Source organism: Corynebacterium ihumii, assembly GCF_028609825.1.
In the GTDB taxonomy this organism is placed as follows: domain Bacteria; phylum Actinomycetota; class Actinomycetes; order Mycobacteriales; family Mycobacteriaceae; genus Corynebacterium; species Corynebacterium afermentans.
Window position 1 is genome coordinate 892,826 of the sequence record NZ_CP063190.1, and the last position, 22,797, is coordinate 915,622.

The 22,797-nt window shown below is 63.9% G+C and carries 17 protein-coding genes; 8 read left to right on the plus strand and 9 right to left on the minus strand.

Annotated features, from left to right (window positions below; genetic code table 11):
* Window positions 1-44 precede the first annotated feature (44 nt).
* From CIHUM_RS04520 to CIHUM_RS04530, 3 genes are read left to right on the plus strand one after another with little or no spacing between them, the layout of a single operon-like run.
* Window positions 45-833, plus strand: coding sequence for a hypothetical protein (locus CIHUM_RS04520; protein WP_051106469.1), 789 nt, complete (start codon window positions 45-47; stop codon window positions 831-833).
* Window positions 834-838: 5 nt separating this feature from the next.
* The gene (locus tag CIHUM_RS04525) at window positions 839-1,537 is read left to right on the plus strand and encodes an energy-coupling factor transporter transmembrane component T family protein (protein ID WP_243427171.1); all 699 of its coding nucleotides are present in this window, start codon (window positions 839-841) and stop codon (window positions 1,535-1,537) included.
* Window positions 1,528-2,700 carry an ATP-binding cassette domain-containing protein gene (locus tag CIHUM_RS04530; RefSeq protein WP_273680242.1) on the plus strand — a complete coding sequence of 391 codons (1,173 nt, stop codon included), beginning with the start codon at window positions 1,528-1,530 and terminating at the stop codon, window positions 2,698-2,700. The genes CIHUM_RS04525 and CIHUM_RS04530 overlap by 10 nt, the downstream gene beginning before the upstream one ends.
* A 208-nt stretch (window positions 2,701-2,908) precedes the next feature.
* Here the strand turns inward: CIHUM_RS04530 and CIHUM_RS04535 are convergent, their stop codons facing one another.
* The 6 genes from CIHUM_RS04535 to CIHUM_RS04560 all read right to left on the minus strand — a co-directional run bounded on the left by CIHUM_RS04535 (window position 2,909) and on the right by CIHUM_RS04560 (window position 11,573).
* Window positions 2,909-5,926, minus strand: coding sequence for a DEAD/DEAH box helicase (locus CIHUM_RS04535; protein ID WP_074432043.1), 3,018 nt, complete (start codon window positions 5,924-5,926; stop codon window positions 2,909-2,911).
* A complete protein-coding gene (locus tag CIHUM_RS04540) occupies window positions 5,926-6,315 on the minus strand; it encodes a (deoxy)nucleoside triphosphate pyrophosphohydrolase (RefSeq protein ID WP_074432044.1) in 390 nt (129 codons plus the stop codon). The genes CIHUM_RS04535 and CIHUM_RS04540 overlap by 1 nt, the downstream gene beginning before the upstream one ends.
* Before the next feature lie 53 nt (window positions 6,316-6,368).
* Window positions 6,369-7,328 (minus strand): L-lactate dehydrogenase, encoded by a 960-nt coding sequence (locus CIHUM_RS04545; RefSeq protein WP_034999759.1) that lies wholly within the window; start codon window positions 7,326-7,328, stop codon window positions 6,369-6,371.
* 117 nt (window positions 7,329-7,445) lie between these two features.
* Window positions 7,446-8,858, minus strand: a complete 1,413-nt coding sequence (locus CIHUM_RS04550; RefSeq protein WP_034999761.1) for an amino acid permease — start codon at window positions 8,856-8,858, stop codon at window positions 7,446-7,448.
* 415 nt (window positions 8,859-9,273) lie between these two features.
* Window positions 9,274-10,623, minus strand: coding sequence for a CitMHS family transporter (locus CIHUM_RS04555; RefSeq protein ID WP_034999763.1), 1,350 nt, complete (start codon window positions 10,621-10,623; stop codon window positions 9,274-9,276).
* A gap of 14 nt (window positions 10,624-10,637) precedes the next feature.
* Window positions 10,638-11,573 carry a hypothetical protein gene (locus CIHUM_RS04560; RefSeq protein ID WP_034999765.1) on the minus strand — a complete coding sequence of 312 codons (936 nt, stop codon included), beginning with the start codon at window positions 11,571-11,573 and terminating at the stop codon, window positions 10,638-10,640.
* A 148-nt stretch (window positions 11,574-11,721) separates the two neighbouring features.
* Here CIHUM_RS04560 and CIHUM_RS04565 point away from each other — a divergent pair, with 148 nt between their 5' ends.
* Complete coding sequence (locus CIHUM_RS04565) at window positions 11,722-13,866, plus strand: DEAD/DEAH box helicase (RefSeq protein ID WP_034999987.1); 2,145 nt, start codon at window positions 11,722-11,724, stop codon at window positions 13,864-13,866.
* A gap of 43 nt (window positions 13,867-13,909) precedes the next feature.
* The gene (locus tag CIHUM_RS04570) at window positions 13,910-14,686 is read left to right on the plus strand and encodes a chymotrypsin family serine protease (RefSeq protein WP_148363854.1); all 777 of its coding nucleotides are present in this window, start codon (window positions 13,910-13,912) and stop codon (window positions 14,684-14,686) included.
* Between the two features lie 126 nt (window positions 14,687-14,812).
* Here CIHUM_RS04570 and CIHUM_RS04575 read toward each other — a convergent pair whose 3' ends face one another.
* Genes CIHUM_RS04575 through putP form a run of 3 tightly spaced genes read right to left on the minus strand, consistent with a single transcriptional unit; the run spans window position 14,813 to window position 17,503 of the window.
* Entirely contained in the window at window positions 14,813-15,295 is a 483-nt protein-coding gene (locus CIHUM_RS04575) for a hypothetical protein (RefSeq protein WP_034999767.1), read from the minus strand.
* A 33-nt stretch (window positions 15,296-15,328) separates the two neighbouring features.
* The gene (locus tag CIHUM_RS04580) at window positions 15,329-15,928 is read right to left on the minus strand and encodes an HNH endonuclease family protein (RefSeq protein WP_034999769.1); all 600 of its coding nucleotides are present in this window, start codon (window positions 15,926-15,928) and stop codon (window positions 15,329-15,331) included.
* Between the two features lie 6 nt (window positions 15,929-15,934).
* On the minus strand, window positions 15,935-17,503 hold the full coding sequence (gene putP / locus CIHUM_RS04585) for a sodium/proline symporter PutP (protein ID WP_034999771.1): 1,569 nt from the start codon (window positions 17,501-17,503) through the stop codon (window positions 15,935-15,937).
* Window positions 17,504-17,669: 166 nt separating this feature from the next.
* Between putP and CIHUM_RS04590 the strand changes: the two genes are divergently transcribed.
* From CIHUM_RS04590 to CIHUM_RS04600, 3 genes are read left to right on the plus strand one after another with little or no spacing between them, the layout of a single operon-like run.
* Window positions 17,670-20,774, plus strand: a complete 3,105-nt coding sequence (locus CIHUM_RS04590; protein WP_034999773.1) for a DEAD/DEAH box helicase — start codon at window positions 17,670-17,672, stop codon at window positions 20,772-20,774.
* Window positions 20,767-21,585, plus strand: a complete 819-nt coding sequence (locus CIHUM_RS04595) for an SWIM zinc finger family protein (protein ID WP_034999775.1) — start codon at window positions 20,767-20,769, stop codon at window positions 21,583-21,585. Before CIHUM_RS04590 ends, CIHUM_RS04595 begins: the two co-directional genes overlap by 8 nt.
* A gap of 57 nt (window positions 21,586-21,642) precedes the next feature.
* Window positions 21,643-22,794: a metallophosphoesterase family protein gene (locus CIHUM_RS04600; RefSeq protein WP_034999777.1), complete on the plus strand. Its 1,152-nt coding sequence runs from the start codon at window positions 21,643-21,645 to the stop codon at window positions 22,792-22,794.
* Window positions 22,795-22,797 lie beyond the last annotated feature (3 nt).

The window sequence follows — 22,797 nt, forward strand, 5'->3', positions numbered from 1 at the left end:
CAGGGCTGCACCTTCCCGTTTTCCGCGCACCACTCGGAGCACCCATGTCACACGCAACCACCCCGGCCGCGCAGGCCGCGCAGAAGGCCGAATGGACCCCCGCCCGCCGCGCCCTCGCCGTCGCAGGCGCGCTGTTTATCGCCGCCACCTGGCTGTACTTCGTCCTCGTCCACCCGGCGGATTGGGGCCAGGTCACCGGCTCCGGCCAGGGCATCGCGTTGCTGGCCGGCTACGGCATCGGCACTATCCTGCTGCTGGCCGCGGTGATCCCCTTGCTGCCAGCGCGCACGCTGGGTCTGATCCCGATCGCGATCATCATCAACTCCGTCGTCGGCGAGATTGTCGGCTCTATCGGCCTGCCGCTGTACCTGGACTCCGTGGGCACCGTGCTCGTCGCGGCCTTGGCCGGCCCGGTCGCGGGCATGGCCACCGGCGCGCTGAACAACGTCGTGTGGGGCCTGCTCAACCCGGCGGCGCTGCCGTTCGCGGCGGGTGCGGCGCTCGTCGGTTGGCTGGCCGGTGTGTTCATCCACCGCTTCAACGCGCTGCGCAACCTTGCCACCGTGATCGGTTTCGGCCTGGTGCTCGGCATCGTCGGCGGCATGGTCGCAGCCCCTGTGGCCGCATACGTCTACGGCGGCACCGCCGGTGTGGGCACCGGCGCGCTGGTCAGCCTGTTCCGCGAGATGGGTGGCTCGCTCATCGCATCCGTGACCACACAGGCGTTCATCTCGGACCCGGTGGACAAGGTCATTGTCATGCTGGTGGCGTACTTCACGGTCAAGGCGCTGCCGAAGCGCACCGTCGCCGCGTTCGCCCCGCAGAGCAAGTAGTTCGCGTGCCCCAAACCCAGTCCCGCCTGAACCCGCTGACCGCCTTAGCCGTCGGCGCGTCCGGCTGGATCCTTGCGCTGGGGCTGAACACTCCGCAGGCATCGCTCGCCATCATCGCCGCGGCCCTCGTTGCCGGCACGTGGCGCACCCGCAACCCATCCGTCGTGGCGGCCACCGCAATCCTCGCCGCGCCCGTCGCCGCGTCGATGGTGCTCATCCACGCCCCCTACGGAGAGCGCAAAATCGCCCCGCTGCTCACCTCCGACGGGCTCGCCGACGCCGTCCACCTCACCGCCCGCTTCACCGCGCTCGTCGCGTGCCTGCTCGCCGCCGTGGCGTGGACGCGCACGCCGGATCTGGCCAAGGCCCTGCAAAGCACAAAGGGCGGCAACCGCATCGGCTACATCGCCGGCACCACGCTGCAGCTCGGCCCCCAGGGCGCGCACCGCGCACGCATCACGCGCGACGCCAACCGCCTCAAGCAGCGACCGATCAAAGCCAAAACCGTCGTCCCGCACCTGATCATGCCCGTACTCACGGAGCTGCTCACCCAGGCCGGCGCTCGCGGCCAGGCGCTGGAGACCGCAGGCTACGACCTCACAGGCCCCCGCACCGTCCTGCGCCCCGTGCACGACAGCACTCTCCAGCGCGCCGCCCGCATCCTTGTCCCGCTTACCTGCGTGGCGGTGGTCCTATGGATCTAACGCCGCTGACCCAAGCGCTCGACCAGCACCGCACCGTCGAGGTCATCGGCAACTCCGGCGCGGGCCTGACCACCCTCGCGGCCCGGGCGCACAACGAGTGGGACGGCGCCGCCGTGGTCCAGCAGGACGCCACCGCGCACGTGTCCTATCTGCGCGACACGGTCATCGAGGAAGTCGCGCTCGGACTGGAGCAGCGCGGCACACCCATCCCGGAGATGCGGCGCCGCTGCGAGCGCGTCCTCAGCGCCGCGGGCCTGACCGAGCTCGCCGAGCACCACCCCGCACAACTCTCCGGCGGCCAAACACGCCGCCTGGCCATCGCGACGGTCGCGGTCCTCGAGCCGGAGCTTTTGCTTCTCGACGCCCCCTTCGCCGGCCTCGACCCCACCTCCGCCACCCACATCATCCGCCTACTCGAAGCCTTGCCGTCTCGCATCGTGGTGCTAGGCAACCGCCCCCGCCTCAATGCAGCAAAGCTCTCGCTTATCGACGGCATCCTGTCTCCCACATCTCTTCCCACCCACGAAACCAGCTTGCCCCCACGCGTGGAGCCCACCGGTGATCCGATCCACCTCGGCGAGATCACCGCCACCCGCGGCGGAGCACCCCGCAAGTGGTGGCAGTTCCGTGCCATCGAGCAGCCCACCTTCACCGCCGGCCCGATCCACCTGACCGTGCGCCCGGGCCAGGCGCTGTGGCTGCGCGGCGACAACGGCGCCGGCAAGACCACGCTGCTGCGCGCGATGGCCGGCCTCGACGGCAACCCCAGCCTCGAGCAGACCCACGGCCTCGGCGTCTCACTCGCGTTGCAGCGCGCCGCCGACCAGCTCGCCGAGTCCACGGTGGGGGAGTTCGTCGGCGATCCGGACGTCGTTGTCGCGCTCGGCCTCGACCCGGAGACCCACCCGCTCGACCTTCCGGCCGCCCACCTGCGCCTGGCCCAGCTCGCCCAGGTCTTCGCCCAACATCGCCCGCTCGTGCTCCTCGACGAGCCCGACGTCGGCCTCGACGCCCCCTCCCGCGACCGCGCCCACGCCCTCATCGCCCAAGGTCTGCGCCGCGGACAGGCCGTGATCTTCACCTGCCACGACGAGAGCTTCGCCGCGGAGGCGGGGGAGTACGCGGCGGCGGAGAACATTTTTCTTCCGAGGGCAGAGCAGTAACCGCAGTACCCTGCGTTTCGAGGTCGTTAGTGCCCGGCCAATGGGACCCAAAAACGGAGGCTGCTGACGGCGGAGATGCTGTGACATGGACCAGCACGCCGTCTCCTCAACCTTCCGGGCGACCCGCAATAACCCGAGGAACCTCAGCAGAAGAAAAGCCGCGAACCGGCCTGATTCTTCAAGGAGAATCTGGCTTTGAGGGGGAGACTTACTGCTCTAAATGACGTTTGCCTTCCGAATCTTCTCTGACCATGTGGCCAGGGTTTCGGTGGCGTTCCGCCTTCATGCCGTCATCAAACGGATCCTGGATGCTCGAGCGCTTGTTTGTGGTGAGTGCCTTGTACAGCGGGGCAGGGACAGGTTCGTCTAATCCCAACCTCATGACCACCACGGCGAGCAATTCATCTTTGTTTCCAGTCATGTGCCGCTCTTCGGCGCGCCTGACTTCAGCTTGCCCGAGGTAGTAAAACTCCAAGCCGTCTGCGTCTTCTCGCTTCACAAAGAGGTGGAGGTCGGCGGAGCCATCCAAGATTGGCTGGAGTTCGTTGCTCTTCAGCGTCCGATTGTTCTTGGAGAACCATTGCATTGTGGATTGGTCAATGAATGTGTCGTCGTATCGGTGGCTCGCCAGGACATCGGCGTCCTTGTGGTAGGTGACGAAGATCGGGCAAGTGTTGGTGTTTGAATCCACCGCGTACCCGTAGATCGTGGACTCCCTATTGTGATGCCAGTTGAGGAGTCTTGCTGCGTCTTTTCGGGTGTACGTTTTCCCTCGGACGAACATGTCGCTCTGGCGGTACTGGCGCCGGTTGACGAGGAGGCCAGTTTCGATGAGGTCATCAATGTGGGAGCGGAAACTGACTTCCGGGTTCGGGTGTTGCTCGTCGTAGGAGAAGTACAACTCTGAGAACCGCTCACCGAGCTGAAAACCGCTGCTTGTGCGGACAGCGAGTGGATTACCCCCATAGCGTTGGGCAGCAGCCTTCGTGAACCAGTCCAGGTTCAAAACGAGCTCTACCGACTGCATGAGGTTAGCCGAGGAATCAAGCTCCGGTGAGTACTGCTCAATTGCGGTCTTGAAGTCGTGTGCGGAAAGCGTCCCTTTAGGTCCGCGGCGCACAAGTTCGGAGAGAAGAAGAAGTTCCTGCGGTCGTTTTCCGTTGAGCAGCTCCGCGGCGATGAGGGAGAGGAAGCCGTCTTCTTCGCGGGAGGGCGCAGAGTTAACTTCCTTCAATTTGTACAAAAGCGACCAGTAGTTTCGGGTGTGTTGATCGGTTGCGCACAGCACAGACGGATCCATGGACTCGTGGTAAAGGAAATCGACGAGCCTCGGAATCCGGCCGAGCCGGTACTTTAACTCGGCGATGGCTTCGCGCTTCGCTTTAACTCCGGTGATACGGGCCTTTTGCAGAGACTCGATTACTCGAGCGGCGGAGACCTTGTCGAAGCTCACCGTGGAAGACCCGGCTTTTGGGCGGGGGTCGTTGACGTCGTCGAGAATCTTTGGCTTGCGGCCAGTCTTGTTTCCGGTGAGAGCAATAGCAATGAGGTAGTTGTTCGCGTAGTTACCAATAAAATCGATGACGCGCAGCGAGTGCTTGTCGGCGGACTTTCGCAACCCGCGTCCTAGTTGTTGCGTGAAAATAATTGAGGATTCAGTGCTTCGGAGCAGGACGATCACATTCACCGAGGGGATGTCGATTCCCTCGTTGAAAATGTCCACCGTGAAGATGTAATCGAGCTCGCCATTTTCCAGCTTCGAAACGACCGACTCTCGCTGTTCAATCGTGTCCGCTCCCGAGAGACTCCTCGTTCTCAACGGACGGCCGTGAGCGGTGCGCGAGGAGAGTGCTTCCGCGAGGATGCGGGATTCTTCGTTACTACTGCAGAACACTAGGCCTTTCGTACCTTCTGCGAACGAGTATTTCTGCAGTGCATCAACGATGTGCTCGACGCGACTTTCCGCAACCAGATCTTTGAGCTTTGACTTGTCTCCGATTGAACCCTGCGCCGATTCGTAGTCGGCAATGCCGTAGTAGTCGAAGGGGACGAGCATCCGGTTTTCAAGGGCGCCTTCAAGACGAATCTCGTACGGAACGTTGTATCCAAAGAGTTCGAAGACGTTAAACCCATCCGTACGCTCCGGGGTGGCGGTCAAACCTAGCGTGAAGTTGGGGCGGAAGTGGTTCAGGATCGACTGGTACGACTTGGCCCCGGAACGGTGAACTTCGTCGATGATGACCAGATCGAACTGGAGCGGCGAGATTGACGCCAGATTCTCTTTCCGTGAAAGAGACTGAACCGTTGCAAACACCAAATCTTTGTCTAACTCTCGCCGCGCTCCCACGAAGAAACCGATTTGTGAGTCGTCGACTTCCAACACCTTGGCAAACTCTTGAGCTGCCTTTTTCAAGATCTGCTCACGGTGCACGATGAAAAGCGTTTTTGAAGGCTTCATCTGGCGCGTAGCCAACGCTGCCAAAATGGTCTTTCCCGTGCCGGTTGCTGAGATGATCAATGCGCGTTTTTCGCCGGAGTCGACCACACTCTGCAGCTGCTCAAGCGCCTCCACCTGCATCAGGTTTGGAAGAATCTTCTCGCCTTCCGGAGAAACCTCCATCGGTTGAGTTTCCGTGAAAACGATTGTGCGGTTGGCCCTCTTCTGCTCGTACTCGCTGATCCATTCCTCGGTCAGTGGTACTGCCTTTTCGAGGTGCTTGTCGACCCCACTTTGAAGCTGTGACGCAATGTTGCCGTTTCGGTGCGAGGAAACTCGGATGTTCCACTCGTGGTTTTCCATCAGGGCGTAGCGCGTGAGGTTTGAGCTGCCGACGAGCGCGGTGACATGATCGCCGTGATTGAAGATGTAGCCCTTGGCATGGTGGGCGTATTCAGACATAACGTAGACATCGACGTTTTCCAGAGTTAGTAGCTCGCGCAATGCAGCTGGCTCGTTGAAGTCCTGGTACGAGGACGTGATGATCGTGCCCTTGCCTTGAAACTCAACGAGTTGCTGTTTGAGCGCGCCGATACCGCCGACCGTCACGAATGCAACGGAGAACACGTAACTATCAGCGAACTCAAGTTCGTTCTTGAGCGTCTCGTACATGGTGTTTGAGTCACCGTTGGTGATGAGCTCCGGGTTTTCTTGCTTGTTGGCAAGAACGGCTTCGTCGATGAAGCCGTACTCAAGGTCGCGTTGCAGCGAGGAAAGCAAAGGATCCATTATTGCTGCTGTACTCGTTCAACAGTCTCGATGTCGGCTGGTGCCCATTCAAGTTGGTGCAGCTCAGCTTTAGGCACCCAGCGGATTTCCTGGTGCTCGGAAAGCTTCGGGGTGCCGGAGCGAAGCGTGCAGTAGTACGTGGTGAGGTTGATGACTACAGAGTTGGTTTCGTGCCGGCTCGTCACGATCCGATCCAATACATCAACCTCAACACTGAGTTCCTCGAAAAGCTCACGCTGCAGGGCCTGTTCCGGAGTCTCGCCGGGTTCAATCTTTCCGCCGGGAAACTCCCACAATCCGCTCATCGATCGGCCCAATCCTCGCTGTGCAGCAAACACAAGTTCGCCGTCGAGGATCACTGCTCCAACCACATCGATGTTTTTGGCCATGGTGACATCCTAGACGTCAGCCGGGCGAAGCTGACGTCGATAAGCAAAGGCCCCTAGAACTCGGCGTGGTCGATGACCTCGCGCAAGGCTTTGGCGGAGTAGCGGAACTTCTCCAGCTCGTCGGAGTCGAGGCGCAGCTCGACGACGTTGCGTACGCCGCTGCGGTTGAGGACGGTGGGGGTGCCGATGTAGAGGTCCTCGAGCCCGTACTCGCCTTCGAGTAGCGCGGAGACGGGCAGGACCACGTCCTCGTTGCGCAAGATCGCACGCGTGATGCGGGCGAGCGCGTTGCCGATGCCGAAGGCGGTGTTGCCCTTGCGTTTGATGATGTCGTAGGCGGCGTCGCGGGTGCGGATGAACATCTCGTCCATCTGGGTGTAGATGTCCGGGTTGGTCTCCGCCTCGGTCTCCAGCATGGCGCGCAGCGGCACACCGCCGACGGAGCCGGAGGAGAACACGGGCAGTTCGGTGTCGCCGTGCTCGCCGATGATGTGGGTGTGCACGGCGGATGGGGCGATGTCGAAGTGCAGGCCGAGGTTGTGGCGCCAGCGGGCAGTGTCCAGCACGGTGCCGGAGCCGATGACCTGGTTGGACGGCAGGCCGGTCTGCTTCCAGGTGATGTAGGACAGCACATCCACGGGGTTGGTGGCCACGACGTAGATGCCGTTGAAGCCGTTGGCCATGACCTCGGAGTTGATGGACTGGAAAATCTTGGCGTTGCGGGCGATCAGGTCGATGCGGGTCTCGCCGTCGCGCTGCGCCACGCCCGCGCAGTTGACCACCATGGCGGCGTCGCGGCAGTCCTCGTAGGTGCCCACCGTGACGTCCATGTGGTGGCCCGAGAACGGGATGGCGTGGTTGAGGTCCTCAACCTGGGCCCAGACGAGGTCCTCGTTGAGGTCGATGATGGCCAGGTGGTCCGCCAGGCCCTGGTTGACAATTGCGTATGCGTAGGCGGTGCCGACAGCGCCGGCGCCGATAAGGACGATCTTGTTGCCATGAGTCACGGTCATACGACCAAGTGTGGCAGAGCCGCCGGGATCGCGCGCGGTGGGGGTTGGGCGCAAAAACACAGCCGCCGCAGCGAGCGGGCTGCGGCGGCTGTGCGGGGGAGGGGAGGTTGCGCGGGATTATGCCTTCGCGTACTCCTCCTGGGACTGTGCAACCACCTGTGGGCGTCCAGTGGCGAAGTACAGCACCGTCATGATCACCGTGAACGCCACGCCGATGCCGAGCGCGAGGCGGAAGTCCGGCAACCAGGCCATGATGCCGAAAGTGAACAGAATGAACGCGATGGCGAAGTACTGCCCGTACGGCCAAAACGGCACGGCGAACTTCAGGGCGCGCTGCTCCTCGACGGTCATCTGCTTGCGCATGGCCACCTGCGCGAACAGGATCATCAGCCAGACAAACACGGTGGCGAAGGTGGCCAGTGCCGCGATGGTCTCGAAGACGTTGGGGTAACGCGCATTGAGGAACACACCGATGACCAGCACGGCGAGCAGGGAGACAATCGTCATCACAGGCACACCGCGGTAGGTCTTTGCCATGCGGCGCGGCGCCAAGTTCTCCTTGGCCAGGCCGGTGAGCACCCGGCCAGTGCCGAACAGGTCGGCGTTGATGGCGGACAGCGCCGCGGTGATGACCACGAAGTTCAGCAGGCCGGCAGCCCAGTTCACACCGAGGGTGTTGAAGATCTGCACGAACGGCGACTCCTCGCCGGTGATTGTGCGCCACGGGTTGAGCACCAGGATGATCGAGATTGCCAGCACGTAGAAGAGCAGGATGCGCGCCGGGACGGTGTTCACGGCCTTCGGGATGGAGCGCTCCGGGTCATCTGCCTCCGCACCTGCCACACCGATGATCTCGGTGCCGCCGAACGCGAACAGCACGAGGATGAAGGAGGCGACCATGCCCGAGACACCGTTGGGGAAGAAGCCGCCATCGTTCCACAGGTTGCTAATCTGAGACACCTCCGGCTGCTGGCCCAGGTTGAACACAAGAATCGCCGCACCGCCGACAATCATGGCCACCACGGCCGTGACCTTGACGATGGTGAAGACGAACTCCAGCTCACCAAACCAGCGCACGGTGGCCAGGTTGGCCGCGCCGATGATCAGCAGCGTCACGGCGATCCACACCCACGCAGCTGTGTCCGGGAACCACAGCTTCATGTAAATGCCAATGGCGGTTAAGTCCGCGAGGCAGACGATCATCATCTCGAAGGCGAACATCCAGCCGGTGATGTAGCCACCCCAGCCACCCAGGTACTTGCGACAGTAGACCGCGAAGGAACCGGTGATCGGGTTGCGCACGCTCATCTCGCCAAGCGCGCGGAGCATGAAGTACACCACCGCGCCGCCGAGCAGGTACACCAGCAGCACGGACGGGCCCGCAGCCTGGATGGCGCCTGCGGAGCCGTAGAACAGGCCGGTGCCGATGGCGGAGCCGAGCGCGATGAAGTGGATGTGGCGTGCGTTCAGGCCGGGGCGTTTCGGTTTGGGCTTCGAGGCGGATTCTGATTGGGCAGTCATAACAGACATAACTGTGCTCTTTCGGGAAGCAATGCGCGAATCGGGGCGCGGGGAATGGGATTCAGGTGTGCCCGATGCTGGGCGGCGTCTTCCCGGTTTGGCCGTCGATAGGAGAGTGCAGCCGTGTGCCTCGCGGACGGGTCCGGGGGCGCGGCGCGAACGACATAAGCCTTTGAGTGTTGCCCGTGCTAACAAGAAACCCCTGCGCTTTGAGCAGCAGAGGCTGTTAGCGCAGGGGGCTGGAGTCGGCCGACACCGCGCTACAGATGATGATGCAGGCGGGTCGGCTGGGTATTCAGCATCGCAGAACGCTCGGCCGGTGCGGCCGAGGTTGCTAATGCGGTGCTGTTGATCATGCGGACGAATCTAACACGTTGTTTCATCGTTTGGGACGAAATGGCGATAAAGATTCGCTTTTTGGGGGTTAGGCGAAGATCCCGAACGTCCAGGATCCAAGAACCAGCAGGACCGAGAACGCCCAACACACCGGAAACGCGAGGCGGATGTATTTGCCCATTTCTCCTCGGGCAAGGCCAAGTGCCAGCCAGAGAGCTGGGGAGAATGGGCTGACAAACGTGCCGATGACGTTTCCGACGATCATCGCGGATGCTGCGCCCATGCCAGTGACACCGAAAGCCTCAGCGGTCTGTTGCACGATCGGCAGTACAGAGAAGTAGTAGGCATCGGTGGACGTCGCCAGGTCCAGCGGCACACCTAAAAGGCCGACGATGATGTGGATGTACGGGCCGACAGCCTCCGGCAGAACAGCGATGAGCGACAGCGCGATCTGCTCCAGCATGCCCGTGCCGTCAAGGATGCCTAGGAACATCGCAGCGGCGAGGATGACACCGGCCATGGACAACGCAGTGGGAGCATGACGGCGCAACACATCGCTCTGGTCCTCAAGCTCGGCAAAGTTGATGACAAGGAGTAGTGCAGTGCCCACAAGAAACGCCGGAGCCGGGGATGCAAGGCCTGATACGAGAACGCCGATAAGAGCGACGGTGATGAGCGCGTTCGCCCACGTCACCCATGAATTCTTTCGTTGGGTGAAATCCAACTTGGCGCGTTCCTCCTGCTGACGTCGAGCGAAGTCTTCGGCGACTGCATCGACGTCAACTGTCCCCTCAGTCTGGCCCGAAGTGGAAGCCCGGCGTCCCTCAACCAGGCCGAAGATCGCGGCGACTATGAAAACGAGCACGATGGCGACGCCCTGCACCGGGAGCAGGTGAGCCCAAATCTCGTTCGGCGAGGGACCGACGACAGAGCTGGCGCGGCCGACAGGTCCACCCCACGGCAGCATGTTCATCACGGAGGCGGAAAGCGCCACGATGGTCAGCAGTACGTACCGCGACATGCGCATTGCCTCATACAACGGGAGCAATGCAGGGATGGTGAGCAGAAAGGTCGTGGAGCCAGAACCGTCCAGGTGGGCGACAATCGCGATGGCCGCCGTGCCCAGCGTTACTAATAGCGGCGTGCCGCGCGTTGCCTTGATCAGTGCCTTGATCACAGGTTCAAACAGCCCCACGTCGGAGAGAATGCCGAAGTAGATGATGGCGAAGATAAACATCACCACAACGTTCATCACTCGATCCAGGCCGTCCGTATAGAAGTCCGAGATCTCGGCGACGCCGGCGCCAGTGAATACAGCACCAACAATGGGGATGAGCGTCATTGCGACGATCGGGTGGGTCTTGCCTTTAAGCAAAAGCCCGACCGTGACCGCGATGATGGCCAGGCCGAGCAGTGTCAACGCGAAGGGAGAAGCCATGAAAGAACTCTAAATCACATGCTTCTCACTGCTGTGGTTTGGGTCATGTCAATGGCTTCAGCGTCAATCCTTTCGCAACGAATGTGGAGCACGTGTCGGGCGCCTTGGGGGTGGGGGTACTTAACTCGGCATCGGGCCCTGACCAGGGTTGGCACCGCGGGGCGGCAGGTCAACCACAACGGCACGGCCCGAGCACTGGCGGTAGCAGTTCGGGTACGAGTCCGCTCCGAATTCCTGGTGGGGCATGGGGAAAACGAGATGTCGCAGCGCCAGCCGTCGGGGGAGTTCCGGGCCACGGGAGAGTGCTCGTCGCCAAGCGTTGCGCGGTCTTGCTGGAAGTACTGCGAGATGGCCGTAAGCGCAGCGTCGCAGTCGGTGTTGTTGGCCAGCGCCACTGGGACGGACACGCCGCCGTCGGCAAGCGGCTTGAACCCACATAGGAACCCTTCCGGCGCCGCGTCGTAGTCGTACCGGTCCGGGGTACGCCCGCCGATAATGGTGTTGGGGCGCTGTTCGCCGTAGCGCTGGAAGCTGACTATCGGACTGAAGTTGAACACGGCTCCGGCGACGATCGCTGCGGCGTGCGCTCCGCGCTCGATCACCGCGACATCGTGGTCCGGCCGGCCGACAGTGAAACCGCCGGCGGGGACTTTCTGCCCCGGTAGAAGCTCCGCGTAATTGTCGCCGAACCGCAGCATTCGTGTCGCGTTGGCCTTAAAACCGACAATCGGGTCGTACTCCAGGGTGAAGTGTTCACCATCGGAGTAGGCGGCGTCGATGCCGAATGGGAACGGTGCGTCAGCGGCTGCGGGGATTGCGCACCCGTTGCTTCCCGTGCCGGGTAGCGCGATCGCGAGTGTCTTCCCCTGGAGGAACGTCTCTGCGGGGACTGCTTGTAAGGAATCGATGTCGATGTCGTGGGCCTTGCGTGCTGCGGAGTTGGGGTCCATCGACGGGGCTCCTTCGAGGGGTGGGGCAGGGGTGACGTGGATAGGCAATATGACGTGAATTACACATCATAGATTGATGTAAAACAGATCGCAGAGTGGAAACGGTAAATCACTGCAACGGCGCACAATGGCGTACGCTGAGCCAACGATGAGCATTTCCGAAAACGCCACCGGCGGCGAGAATGGGCCGGACATGAATGAGTCGGAAAATCAGAACAACCCGCAGGATGTCGCGGCCGAAATCGTTGAGGCCGTAGTAGAGGACACCAGGGATGCGGGGGTTTCTGAGGAGACCGGCGCCACGGATGCCGTGGCCATTGAAAACGAAGACAATGTGCTGAAGCTTAACGACGAGCCTTCGGCCGAACCCGCCACAGAGTCGGCTGAGAACGCTGAGGCCGCTGAGGCCGCGGAGGCAGAAAAACCGGCCGAACCCGCCGCCGAGCCCAAAAAGCCCGAGAATGGCTTCAAAACCCTCGGCCTGCCCGAGAAGGTCATCGAGGCAGTCAAGCGCGTCGGCTTTGAGCAGCCGTCGCCGATCCAGGCGCAGACCATCCCGCTGCTCATGCAGGGCCGCGACGTGGTCGGCCTCGCGCAGACGGGCACGGGCAAGACCGCGGCGTTCGCGCTGCCGGTGCTGTCCCAGATCGATCCGGACAAGCGCTACCCGCAGGCGCTTGTGCTCGCGCCGACGCGTGAGCTGGCGCTGCAGGTGTCCGACTCTTTCCAGTCGTTCGCAGACCACATCGGCGGCGTGAGCATCCTGCCGATCTACGGTGGCCAGGCGTACGGCATCCAGCTGTCCGGGCTGCGCCGCGGTGCCCAGGTCATCGTGGGTACCCCGGGACGAGTGATCGACCACTTGGAGAAGGGCTCCCTGGACATTTCCAACCTGAGTTTCCTGGTGTTGGACGAGGCCGACGAGATGCTCAACATGGGCTTCCAGGAAGACGTTGAGCGCATCCTGGAAGACACCCCGGACTCCAAGCAGGTGGCGCTGTTCTCGGCGACGATGCCGAACGCGATCCGCCGCATCTCCCGCGACTACTTGAACGACCCGGAAGAGGTCACCGTCAAGTCGGAGACGCGCACCAACACCAACATCACGCAGCGCTACTTGTTCACGGCGCACCGCAACAAGCTCGACGCGATCACCCGCATCCTCGAGGTGACCGAGTTCGAGGCGATGATCGTGTTCGTGCGCACCAAGAATGAGACCGAGGAACTGGCTGAAAAGCTGCGCGCCCGCGGGTTCTCCGCCGCCGCCATCAACGGCGACATCGCCCAGCAGCAGCGCGAGCGCACCGTGGACCAGCTGCGCGACGGCCGCCTGGACATCCTCGTGGCCACCGACGTCGCCGCCCGCGGCCTGGACGTCGAGCGCATCTCGCACGTGCTCAACTACGACATCCCGAACGACACGGAGTCCTACGTCCACCGTATCGGCCGCACGGGTCGCGCGGGCCGTTCCGGCGAGGCCATCCTGTTTGTCACCCCGCGCGAGCGCCGTATGCTGCGCTCCATCGAGCGCGTAACCAACGCGACCATCGAGGAGATGGACCTGCCCACCGTGGACGAGGTCAACGAGTCGCGCAAGGCCAAGTTCATGGATTCCATCACCGAGTCGCTCGAGGCCACCGACCTGCAGATCTTCAAGACCATGGTGCGCGAGTACTCCGCGGCGAACAACGTGCCTATGGACGACATCGCCGCCGCCCTGGCCACCCAGGCCCTGGCCGGCGACGAATTCCTAATGAAGGAGCCGCCGCGCGACAAACGCGACAAACGCGACCGCCGCGACCGCGACCGTTTCGACCGCGACGACCGGCGCGGACGCGGACGCGACCGCTTTGACCGCGATGATCGCGGGGACCGGGGCCGTGGGCGCCGCTTCGACGACAGCGGCAACTTCGACACCTACCGCCTGGACGTGGGCAAGCGCCAGCACGTCCGCCCGGGCGCGATCGTCGGCGCCCTGGCCAATGAGGGCGGCCTGAACTCCAAGGACTTCGGCCGCATCACCATCGGCGGCGACTTCACCCTGGTGGAGCTGCCGAAGAACCTGGACCAGGCCGTGCTGGACCGCCTGGTAGACACCCGCATCTCCGGCCAGCTGATCAACATCCAACGCGACCACGGCGCACCACCGCGTGATCGCGGCGGGCGTGGCCGTGGACGCGGCGGCCGAGGAGGCTACCGCGGCGGACGCGGACGCGACGGCCGTGGCGACCGTGGCGGTTACCGCGGCGGACGCGGCCGGGGCCGCGACGACAAAGGCGGCCGCTGGGATTAACCCCCAGGGGGCGCCGCTAGGCGGTAGTGCTAGGTTATTGCGCATGTCCTCCCAGCGCACGCACCGTATCTCCCGAGCACTTCTGACAGCGGGCGTCGCGCTGGGGATGCAGGCCGCACCCGCCGACGCCCAGCAGCGTGTGGAACAAGGCTCGCCCGTGCGCGTCGACGGCACCGGCACCTGCACCATCGGCTTCAACGACCCCGCCCGCCACCGCAGCCTCGTCGCCGCGCATTGCGGAGCCGAAGGCGCCCGAGTCACAGCCGGCGGAGCCACCGGCACACTGTTTCGCTCCAAGGCATACGACGGCTACCTGAGCAACGACTGGGCCGCCATCCAATGGGACCCGGGCGTTATCGTCGGCGGCAACCGGTTTACCGGCGACGCGTGGGTCCACCCAGGTGACGTGCGCCTCGGCGAGACCGTCTGCTACTTCTCCCGCACCCGCGGTGCACAGACCTGCGGGCGCTTCTCCGGCTCCGCCGACGGCACGTTCTTCGCCGCAGCGCCACTGAGCCATCCCGGTGACTCTGGCGGGCCAATGTGGGTTTCCGGCCGCGGCTTCATTGGCGTGGTCTCTAGCATGTGGACCTCCAACCCGCTGCCGTTTCTGCGCGGCGGGGATTACGTCATCGGCATCGTGCCCCACGACGGGCCCGCCGTCCCCGAAGCCCGCCTCGTCGGCGTGTGGGGGCAAAACGCGCTGTTTACCGGTCTGACTGGGCCGGTGGCGGAGGTGCTGCGCAAGGCGGTGGACGGCATCTTCCGCGTCCTTGCCGGGCTGGGCCTCGGCGGCACCCCCGCGCTGCGGTACACGTAGGGCGCAGCTGGGGCCGGCGCCAGCTCAGACCTAGATCCAGCTAGTAAGGCCCAGCTATTCCCGATTTTTCGGCGAATAGCTGGGCCTTACTAGCTGGATCCAGCCGAACGAGCGCCGGAGCGCCCCTTACACCGGGGTGGGCAGGAACATCAGGATCAGGGTGAGCATCCACAGCAGGTTGAAGATGCCGGCGCCGGCGGTTGCCTTCGCCTTGGACTTTTCAAAGTTGTTGGTCACATCGGACGGGTCAGCGTCAGCGGCCGGCAGCGCGCCGATGGTGCCCATCATCTTGCGCTGCTGCGGGATGACCATGGCCAGCAGGATGGCCCAGGCGATCACGGAGAGCACGATGGCGGTGTGGAACCAGTAGTTGGACTTGTAGGCCTCCCAGTCGAAGGCGAGCACGGCGCCGCCGAGCAGCGGGACGAGCAGGGAGAGCATGCCGTAGGTCTTGGTGATGCGGTAGAGCACCGACGCGCGGCCGGTGGCCTCTTCGCCGCCGGCGCGGGATTCCACGGCCTGGCGCGGGAACATGGAGGTCGACACAACAACGGGGCCGAGCAGCAGGATGGCTGCGGCAACGTGCAGGAAGATGAGGAATGTAGTCATGTGGGAACACCTTACGGCATGGTGGGAAAATCCTCACAGCTCCCCGCGCGAGAGCAGCCCGGCGACGCCGGAGCATGCGCGCCGCACCGCCCGCAGGTCAGCTCGGGGTAGCGGCAGGGCATAGTGCTTTGCGACGTCCACCATCCGGCGCCCATACGCACAGCGCGAGCGTCTATCCGTGGGCATCCATTCGGACGGCAGTTTGTCCCCTTTGGCCTGGTTAGCCTTAGACGACACGGCGACGAGGTTGCGCGGGTCGTTGTAGTAGCGCTCCCGTGTAGCACTGTCCCAGCGGTGGGCGCCTAAGTCCCACGCGGCGGAGACAGGCAGGATGTGGTCGACTTCCACGTCGTGTGGCAGAAGAAAATCCCCGGTGTAGGGGTCTACAACTCGGGGATCATCCCACTGCTGCCAGGGCTGGGCGCAATCGGCGTCAAAGGCGGCGGCCATCACCGCGGCGCGGGTGTCGCAGCCGCGGGTGCCGGCGGCCCAGCCAGGGCCGAACTCGGCTCTGTCGTAGCCGAGGATGGTGGTGCGGTGGGGCACCGTTGGGACGTCGATAGGCAATTGCCCCGTGGGAAACGGCACCACCAGAGCAGTGAGAGCAGACAGGATAAGAAGGTATTGGCGCATACCTTCTTAGACCGCAGTGGAGCCCTCCCGGTTCCGCAGTGCTGCGGAGAAGTCCTCGTCCGGGTGGGCGAGGGCGTAGTCGGTGGCCGCTGCGGCGGACTCGAACTCTTCTGCCACACCCTCCTTCGGGCGGGTGGCCAGGGAGACGATGACCATGGCCAGGGTGGCCAGGATGACGCCCGGGACGATCTCGTAGATGATGCCGGACAGCGAGTCCACGGAACCCCAGACAAACGAGGTCACGGCGCCGACGATCATGCCGGCGATCGCGCCCTGCGAGGTGAGGCGCTTCCAGTACAGCGACGCCACCACCACGGGGCCGAACGCGGAGCCGAAGCCGGCCCACGCGAAGCCGACGAGGCCGAGGATGGTGTCGGACGGGTTCAGCGCCAGCAGCATGCCAATCAGGGCCACGCCGATGACCATGGCGCGGGAGAGCACGAGCAGGGTGGTGTTGTTCGGGTTCTTCTTGAAGATGCGGTAGATGTCCTCGATGAGCGCCGACGAGGTGACCAGCAGCTGGGAGGACATGGTGGACATGATCGCGGCGAGCACGGCGGTGAGCACGATGCCGGCGATCAGCGGGTGGAACATGATGCGCGCCAGATCCAGGAAGACGGTCTCGTAACCCGACTGGTCGGTCACGGACGCGGACTTCTGGGCGAAGTAGACCGTTGCCACTAGCGCGGTGAAGATGCCGCCGAGGTAGCAGATGGCCACCCAGATGGTGCCGGTGCGGCGGGCTGCCTTCGCCTCAGACGGGGAGCGCAGCGCCATAAAGCGGGTGATGATGTGGGGCTGGCCGAAATAGCCCAGGCCCCAGGCGATGTTGCCGATGATGGTGCCCGCGGACACGCCGGCGACGATGTTGAAGTAGTCCGGGTTGCCGTCTTCCCAAGGGCCGTAGGGGTTGGAGGTGGCCCAGGAGAAGATGTCGGACGGGTTGTCCAAGGACATCAGCGCCATGATGGGGATGATGATCAGGGCGAGGAACATCAGGCCGCCCTGCACCACGTCGGTGTAGCTCACGGCGAGGAAGCCGCCGATGAAGGTGTAGAGCACCGTGATGGAGCCGACGATGAGCACGCCGTGAATGTATTCGCCGCCGAAGGTGGATTCGTAGTAGCGGCCGCCGGAGACCATGCCGGAGGAGACGTAGAAGGTGAAGAAGAAGATGATGATCAAGGCGGCGGTGAAGCGCAGCACTCGCGAAGTGTCGTGCGTGCGGTTTTCGAAGAAGCTGGGCAGCGTGATCGAGTTCTTGGCCACTTCGGTGTAGCCGCGCAGCCTCGGCGCGATCCACTTCCAGTTGGCCCAGGTGCCGAGGAACAAGCCGATGATGATCCACAGCTCACTCATGCCGGCGACGAACAGTGCACCGGGCAGGCCCATGAGCAGCCAGCCGGACATGTCCGATGCGCCTGCGGAGATGCCGGCGACGAGTGGGCCGAGGCCGCGGTCGCCGAGGACGTAGTCGTCGTACTTTGTTGTCTTGCGCCACGAGTAGAACCCGATGGCGACCATCACCCCGAAATACAGGACGATGGCAAGCACTAGCCAGAAACTATCGGACATGTGCACTCCCTTGCATCTATGTAGGTATCGGTCACAGTTCCGCAACACTGTAACGCATCCTCTCGCGTTTCTGACTTAATCTGAAAAATTTCCTAAATCGGCGCTGAAGAAATGCGTTCGAATGCTCGGCGCGGGCGATGTCGGTGTCGGTGGTATAAGGGTGGGTATGCCTGAATACCTTCTCCATGGCCTGTGGCTCCCCGAGTCCGGGCTTTCGGTGTGGGTTGAGCGCGTACAGGGCCACCGGATTGTGACCATGGAAGACGTGCCGCCCGGCACGTTTCCGCCGATCGTGCATTCGCTTTTGGACGGCCAAAGGTTCCACCACTTCCATACCCTCATCCTGCAAACCCCGAAGGGCCGCCACGTCCGGTTGAAAGCGCCCTTGGCTCAGTTTGCACCCGAGGACGCGGTGCGCTTTTTGGACAGCCTTGCGCACCTGGACGAGGAGTCGCCGGCGGCCACACCTGCCCAGCGCGAGGCGGTGGCGCCGGACATGTACTGGATCCTGCGCATGTATCGGGGCCTGACACAGTTCGTGCGCGCGGGGCGTGTGAGCATCAACGTGCCATACCACGACGGGCTGTGGTACGCGCAGTGGCAGCTGGGCACCGGTTTAGAGGAGCGCAGCTGGCTGGCGGAGATGATCGCCGCCTCGCCGGGCGTGCTCACGGTGAACAATGCGAACTTGAGCGAGGATTGCGCGCAGACGTTCACGCACTGGATCGCGTCGGCGCGCCTGCAGGGCGCGGCGGCGAAGGCGCCGACCAGGCCGTACCCGTGGCACGATTTTGTGAAGTCGCTGCTCTACAGCATGCCGTTGCGCCGCGGCGGGGCGGTGCTGGCCCGGCAGATAGGGGATTGGAACGGCACGATCACGGCGGTGAACCTGCAGCTGGTGTTCATCGTGGAGTCGCCGAGCGAGGCGGAGGAGTCGGGCCCGGACACGCTGTGGCCGGTGCGCGTGCAGGTGCGCTCGAGCTCGGACTCGCCGCGGCCGGTGCGGCTGGGGGATTACGACTCAAAAACGGCGGACGTCCTGCGCGGTCAGCTCGACCACGCAATCGAGTTGACCTCGCTTGTGGACCCAGCGAAGCACGGCCGGTTCCGTTCCGCGGTGGACCACGGATTCGACCCGAACGCGGGCGACTGGGACCTGTATTTAAACGGCGACGAAATTGTGAAGTTCGTCCGCGAGAGCGCCTCGTACCTTCGGGCCCACGGCTTTGTGGTGCTCCTGCCTCGCGCGTGGACGACTGCGGAGACGGCCTCGAAGCTGAAGGTCAGCGAACACCAGGACCCGCACGATTCCTCCACCGTGACCATGATGGGCTTCGACACCCTGGTCAAGTACGACTGGCGGCTGTCCGTCGGCGGCGTGGAGCTTTCGGACGAAGAGATGGCGCAGCTGGTCAAATCCAAGTCCGGCCTGATTAAGCTCCGCGGCGAGTGGGTCCTGGCGGATAGCCGCGAGGTGGCCAAGACCGCGAAGTACCTGGAGAAGCTGCACGATACCTCCCTGGAAACCGCCATGCGTGAGGCGGAGGCTGCCATTAAGCGCGCCCGAATCGCCCAGGCTGCCGGTTCCGATGACGCCGAGGAGCTGCAGCGCATCGCCGATGAGGCGCAGGCGGAGTACGAGCGGCTCAAGGCCGCCGAGGGCGAGGGCGTGGTCTCCGCCGCGGAGCTGCGCCAGCTCGCGCTGGAGGCGGGCGCGGACAACCCGATCGAGTTCACCGGCTCGCGCTGGTTTACCTCGCTGGTCGGCGGCACGGACCGCCCGGCGCCGGAGCGGGTGGACATCCCCGACACCGTCAACGCCGAGCTGCGCGAGTACCAGCGCCGAGGCGTGGACTGGCTGTACTTTATGTCCCGAAACAACTTAGGGGCGGTGCTTGCGGACGACATGGGGCTGGGCAAGACCCTGCAAATGCTCACCCTGCTCGCGGTGGAACAGGCGGAGGGCACGAGGCGCGGCCCGTCGCTGATCGTCGCCCCGACGTCGGTGGTGAACAACTGGGCGCGCGAGGCGGCCCGCTTCGTGCCGGGCATGCGCGTGCGCGTCCACCACGGCGCGGGCAGGCTCAAGGGCGACGATCTGTTTGAGGCAGCTGACAACTCCGACATTGTCATCACGTCCTACGGCACCGCCGCGCGCGACGCCAAGGATCTGGCGGCGGTGCAGTGGGATCACGTGGTGTTGGATGAGGCGCAGGCGATCAAGAACGCGGGCACGCAGTCGTCGAAAAGTGTGCGCGCAATTCCCGCACGCCACCGCATCGCCTTAACCGGCACGCCGATTGAAAATAAGCTCTCTGAGCTGCGCAGCATCCTGGATTTTGTCAACCCGGGCATGCTGGGCTCGCAGAGTTTCTTCCGTAACCACTTCGCCAAAGCCATCGAGTCGCGCAGGGACCCGGAGATGGCGGACGAGATGGGGGAGCGGCTGCAGCGTCTCACCGCCCCGTTTATCTTGCGCCGCCTGAAAACGGACACGGCGATCATTTCGGACCTGCCGGACAAGGCCGAGCACGTCATCGCCGTGGACATGACCCCGGAGCAGGCCGCGCTGTACAAGGCGCTGGTGGATAGTACGCAGGCAGAGCTTCAGGAGCGCAAGGGCATGGCGCGCAAGGGGCTCGTGCTGGCCACGATCACCCGCATCAAGCAGGTGTGCAACCACCCGGCGCACTTTCTTGGCGACGGCTCCGCGGTCACCGACAAAGGCCACCACCGCTCCGGCAAGGTGGAAAAACTCATGCAGCTTTTAGAGGAAGCCGCCGCGTCCGAGCAGCGTGTGCTGATTTTCACGCAGTACAAGGCGTTCGGCGACATCTTGCAGCCCTATCTTTCGGAGCGCCTGGGCGAGGACGTGCCGTTCCTCCACGGCGGCGTGGGTAAATCCGCGCGCGACGCGATGGTGGAGCGCTTCCAGCAGCCGGACGGGCCCCGCGCGATGATCCTCAGCTTGAAAGCTGGCGGCACCGGTTTGAATCTGACCGCGGCATCCATGGTCATCCACCTGGATCGCTGGTGGAACCCGGCCGTGGAAAACCAGGCCACGGACCGCGCGTTCCGCATCGGGCAGGAGAAGAACGTCACGGTGTACAAGATCATCACCCGCGGCACGATGGAGGAGTCCATCCAGGACATTCTGGATGGCAAGACCGAGCTCGCGGGCGCCGTTGTGGGGCAGGGCGAGGGTTGGATCACCGAGCTGGGCACTGAGGAGCTTGCCCAATTGATCAGCTACAGGGGGCAAAATGACTGAGAAGAAGCGTCCGCGGGAAGACAACGTCATCTACGCCAACTTCGGCGCCCGCAAACGAGTCTCCAGCGCGGCCGAGACCGGGCGCGCGGACATCACCGCGTTCCGTCCACAGTCGCTCTCGCCTGCGGCAATGCTCATCTTCAACGCCGCGGTGCGCCAGACCGACGTGGGCCGGGCGAAGCGCGGCGCGGAGTATGCCGCCCGGGGCCACGTGGTGGAGCTGCACCCGGTGCCCTACGGCGTGCGCGCGGAGGTGGTGGGTAGCCAGAACGACCCGTTTCGCGTGGCCATGTACTTGCCGCAGCGCCAAACCGACGAGATCCGCCGCGCCACCGGCGCGATCGTGCGCGCGCCGGGCTCTATCGCCGCGGCGAAAGCCGGCACGTTGGACGAGGAAGTGCTTGAGATCCTGCTGTGCAAAACGCCGCAGGAGGTCACCTTCTACTGTGACTGCCCGGATAGCGCGGCCGTGTGCAAGCACGCCGTCGCCGTGGCGCAGCGCACCGCGGAGCTCATTGACAAAGACCCGAGCGTCATCTTCACCATGCGCGGGCTGCGTCTGGAGGAGCTGGAGAACCGCAAGCGCAATCAGGCGGAGGACTTGGCCCGGGAAAACGCCGAGCCCGGCTCCGAGTACTTCTGGTCCGGCCGTCAGCTGCCTGAGCTGCCGCGTCCGAAGGTGGCGCCGATGATCGAGGATTCGGACGTCGACCTGCTCCACCGCGCGATGCAGACTGTGTCGTTTACCAACATCGACCAGTTGCGCGCGGTGGCGGACATTGAAGATCTTTACGACGAGCTCACCCGTTAGCTCATGTGTTCGAATGTTCGTGCTGGGGTGTCGGACGCAGTGGTAGGTGTATAAGACATGACGCACACCACCTTCATCCACACCTCCGACCTGCAGTTAGGCATGCGCAGAAAATTCTTGTCGCCCGAGGCGCAGTCGCGTTTCGACGACGCACGGCTCCGCGCCGTCACCCGCCTGGGGGAAATAGCAACGGAGCACGACGCCGAGTTCATCGTGGTCGCCGGCGACGTCTTCGAGCACAACTCGCTCGAGCCCACCACACTTGGCCGCGCGCTCGAGGCGCTGCGCAAACTGCCCGTGCCGGTGTATTTGTTGCCCGGCAACCACGATCCGCTCGTGGCGGACAGTATCTTCCAGCGCACAGAGGGCATCGATGGTGTCACGGTGCTCGTCGATTCTGAGCCGGTGGTCGTGCGCGAGGGCGTCGAGGTGGTGGGCGCCCCGCTGCTGACTAAGCACGCCTCGGAGGACCTGTGCGCCAAGGCCGTGCGCGGCCTGGCACCGACGGAGGCGGTCCGCATCCTCGTCGGCCACGGCGCCGTGGAGGGCTTCGGAGATGAAGATGCGCATTCGCTTATCGACGTTGCTTCGCTCGACAACGCCATCGACCAGGGCACTATCGATTACGTCGCCCTGGGGGATACTCACTCCACCGCGGCGCTGACCGCTTCGGAGCGGATCTGGTACTCCGGCGCGCCGGAAACCACGGATTACTTCGACCGCACCCCTGGCGTAGCCGGCGGCGAGGTGGATTCCGGCAACGCGCTGGTAGTCACCGTGGACAAGGACGCCGGGCGCGCTGACGTCTCGGTGGAAAAGGTCGCTGTGGGCACGTGGACGTTCGAGGCCCGCTTCTGGGAGGTGGCCAGCAGTGAGGATGTGGCCGAGGTGATCGAGGAGCTGAAGGCATACCCGGAGAAGGACCGCACCGTGATCAAGTACGCGTTATCCGGCACTCTCGGCTTGGAGGACACGCGCACCCTCGAGCGCGAACTTGCCGAGTTAGAGCCGGTCTTCGCGGCGTTGTACCCGCGCGAGCGGCTGATGAGCCTGCACCTCGAGCCCAACGACGAAGAGATGGAAAACCTGCCATTGACCGGTTTCGCCGAAGGCGCCATGCGTGAGCTGATCGGCCAGGCGGCCGGGGACAACGCCACCGCCCGCGACGCTGTGAACCTACTTTTCCGCCTGTCCAAGGAGGTGGGCTAGACC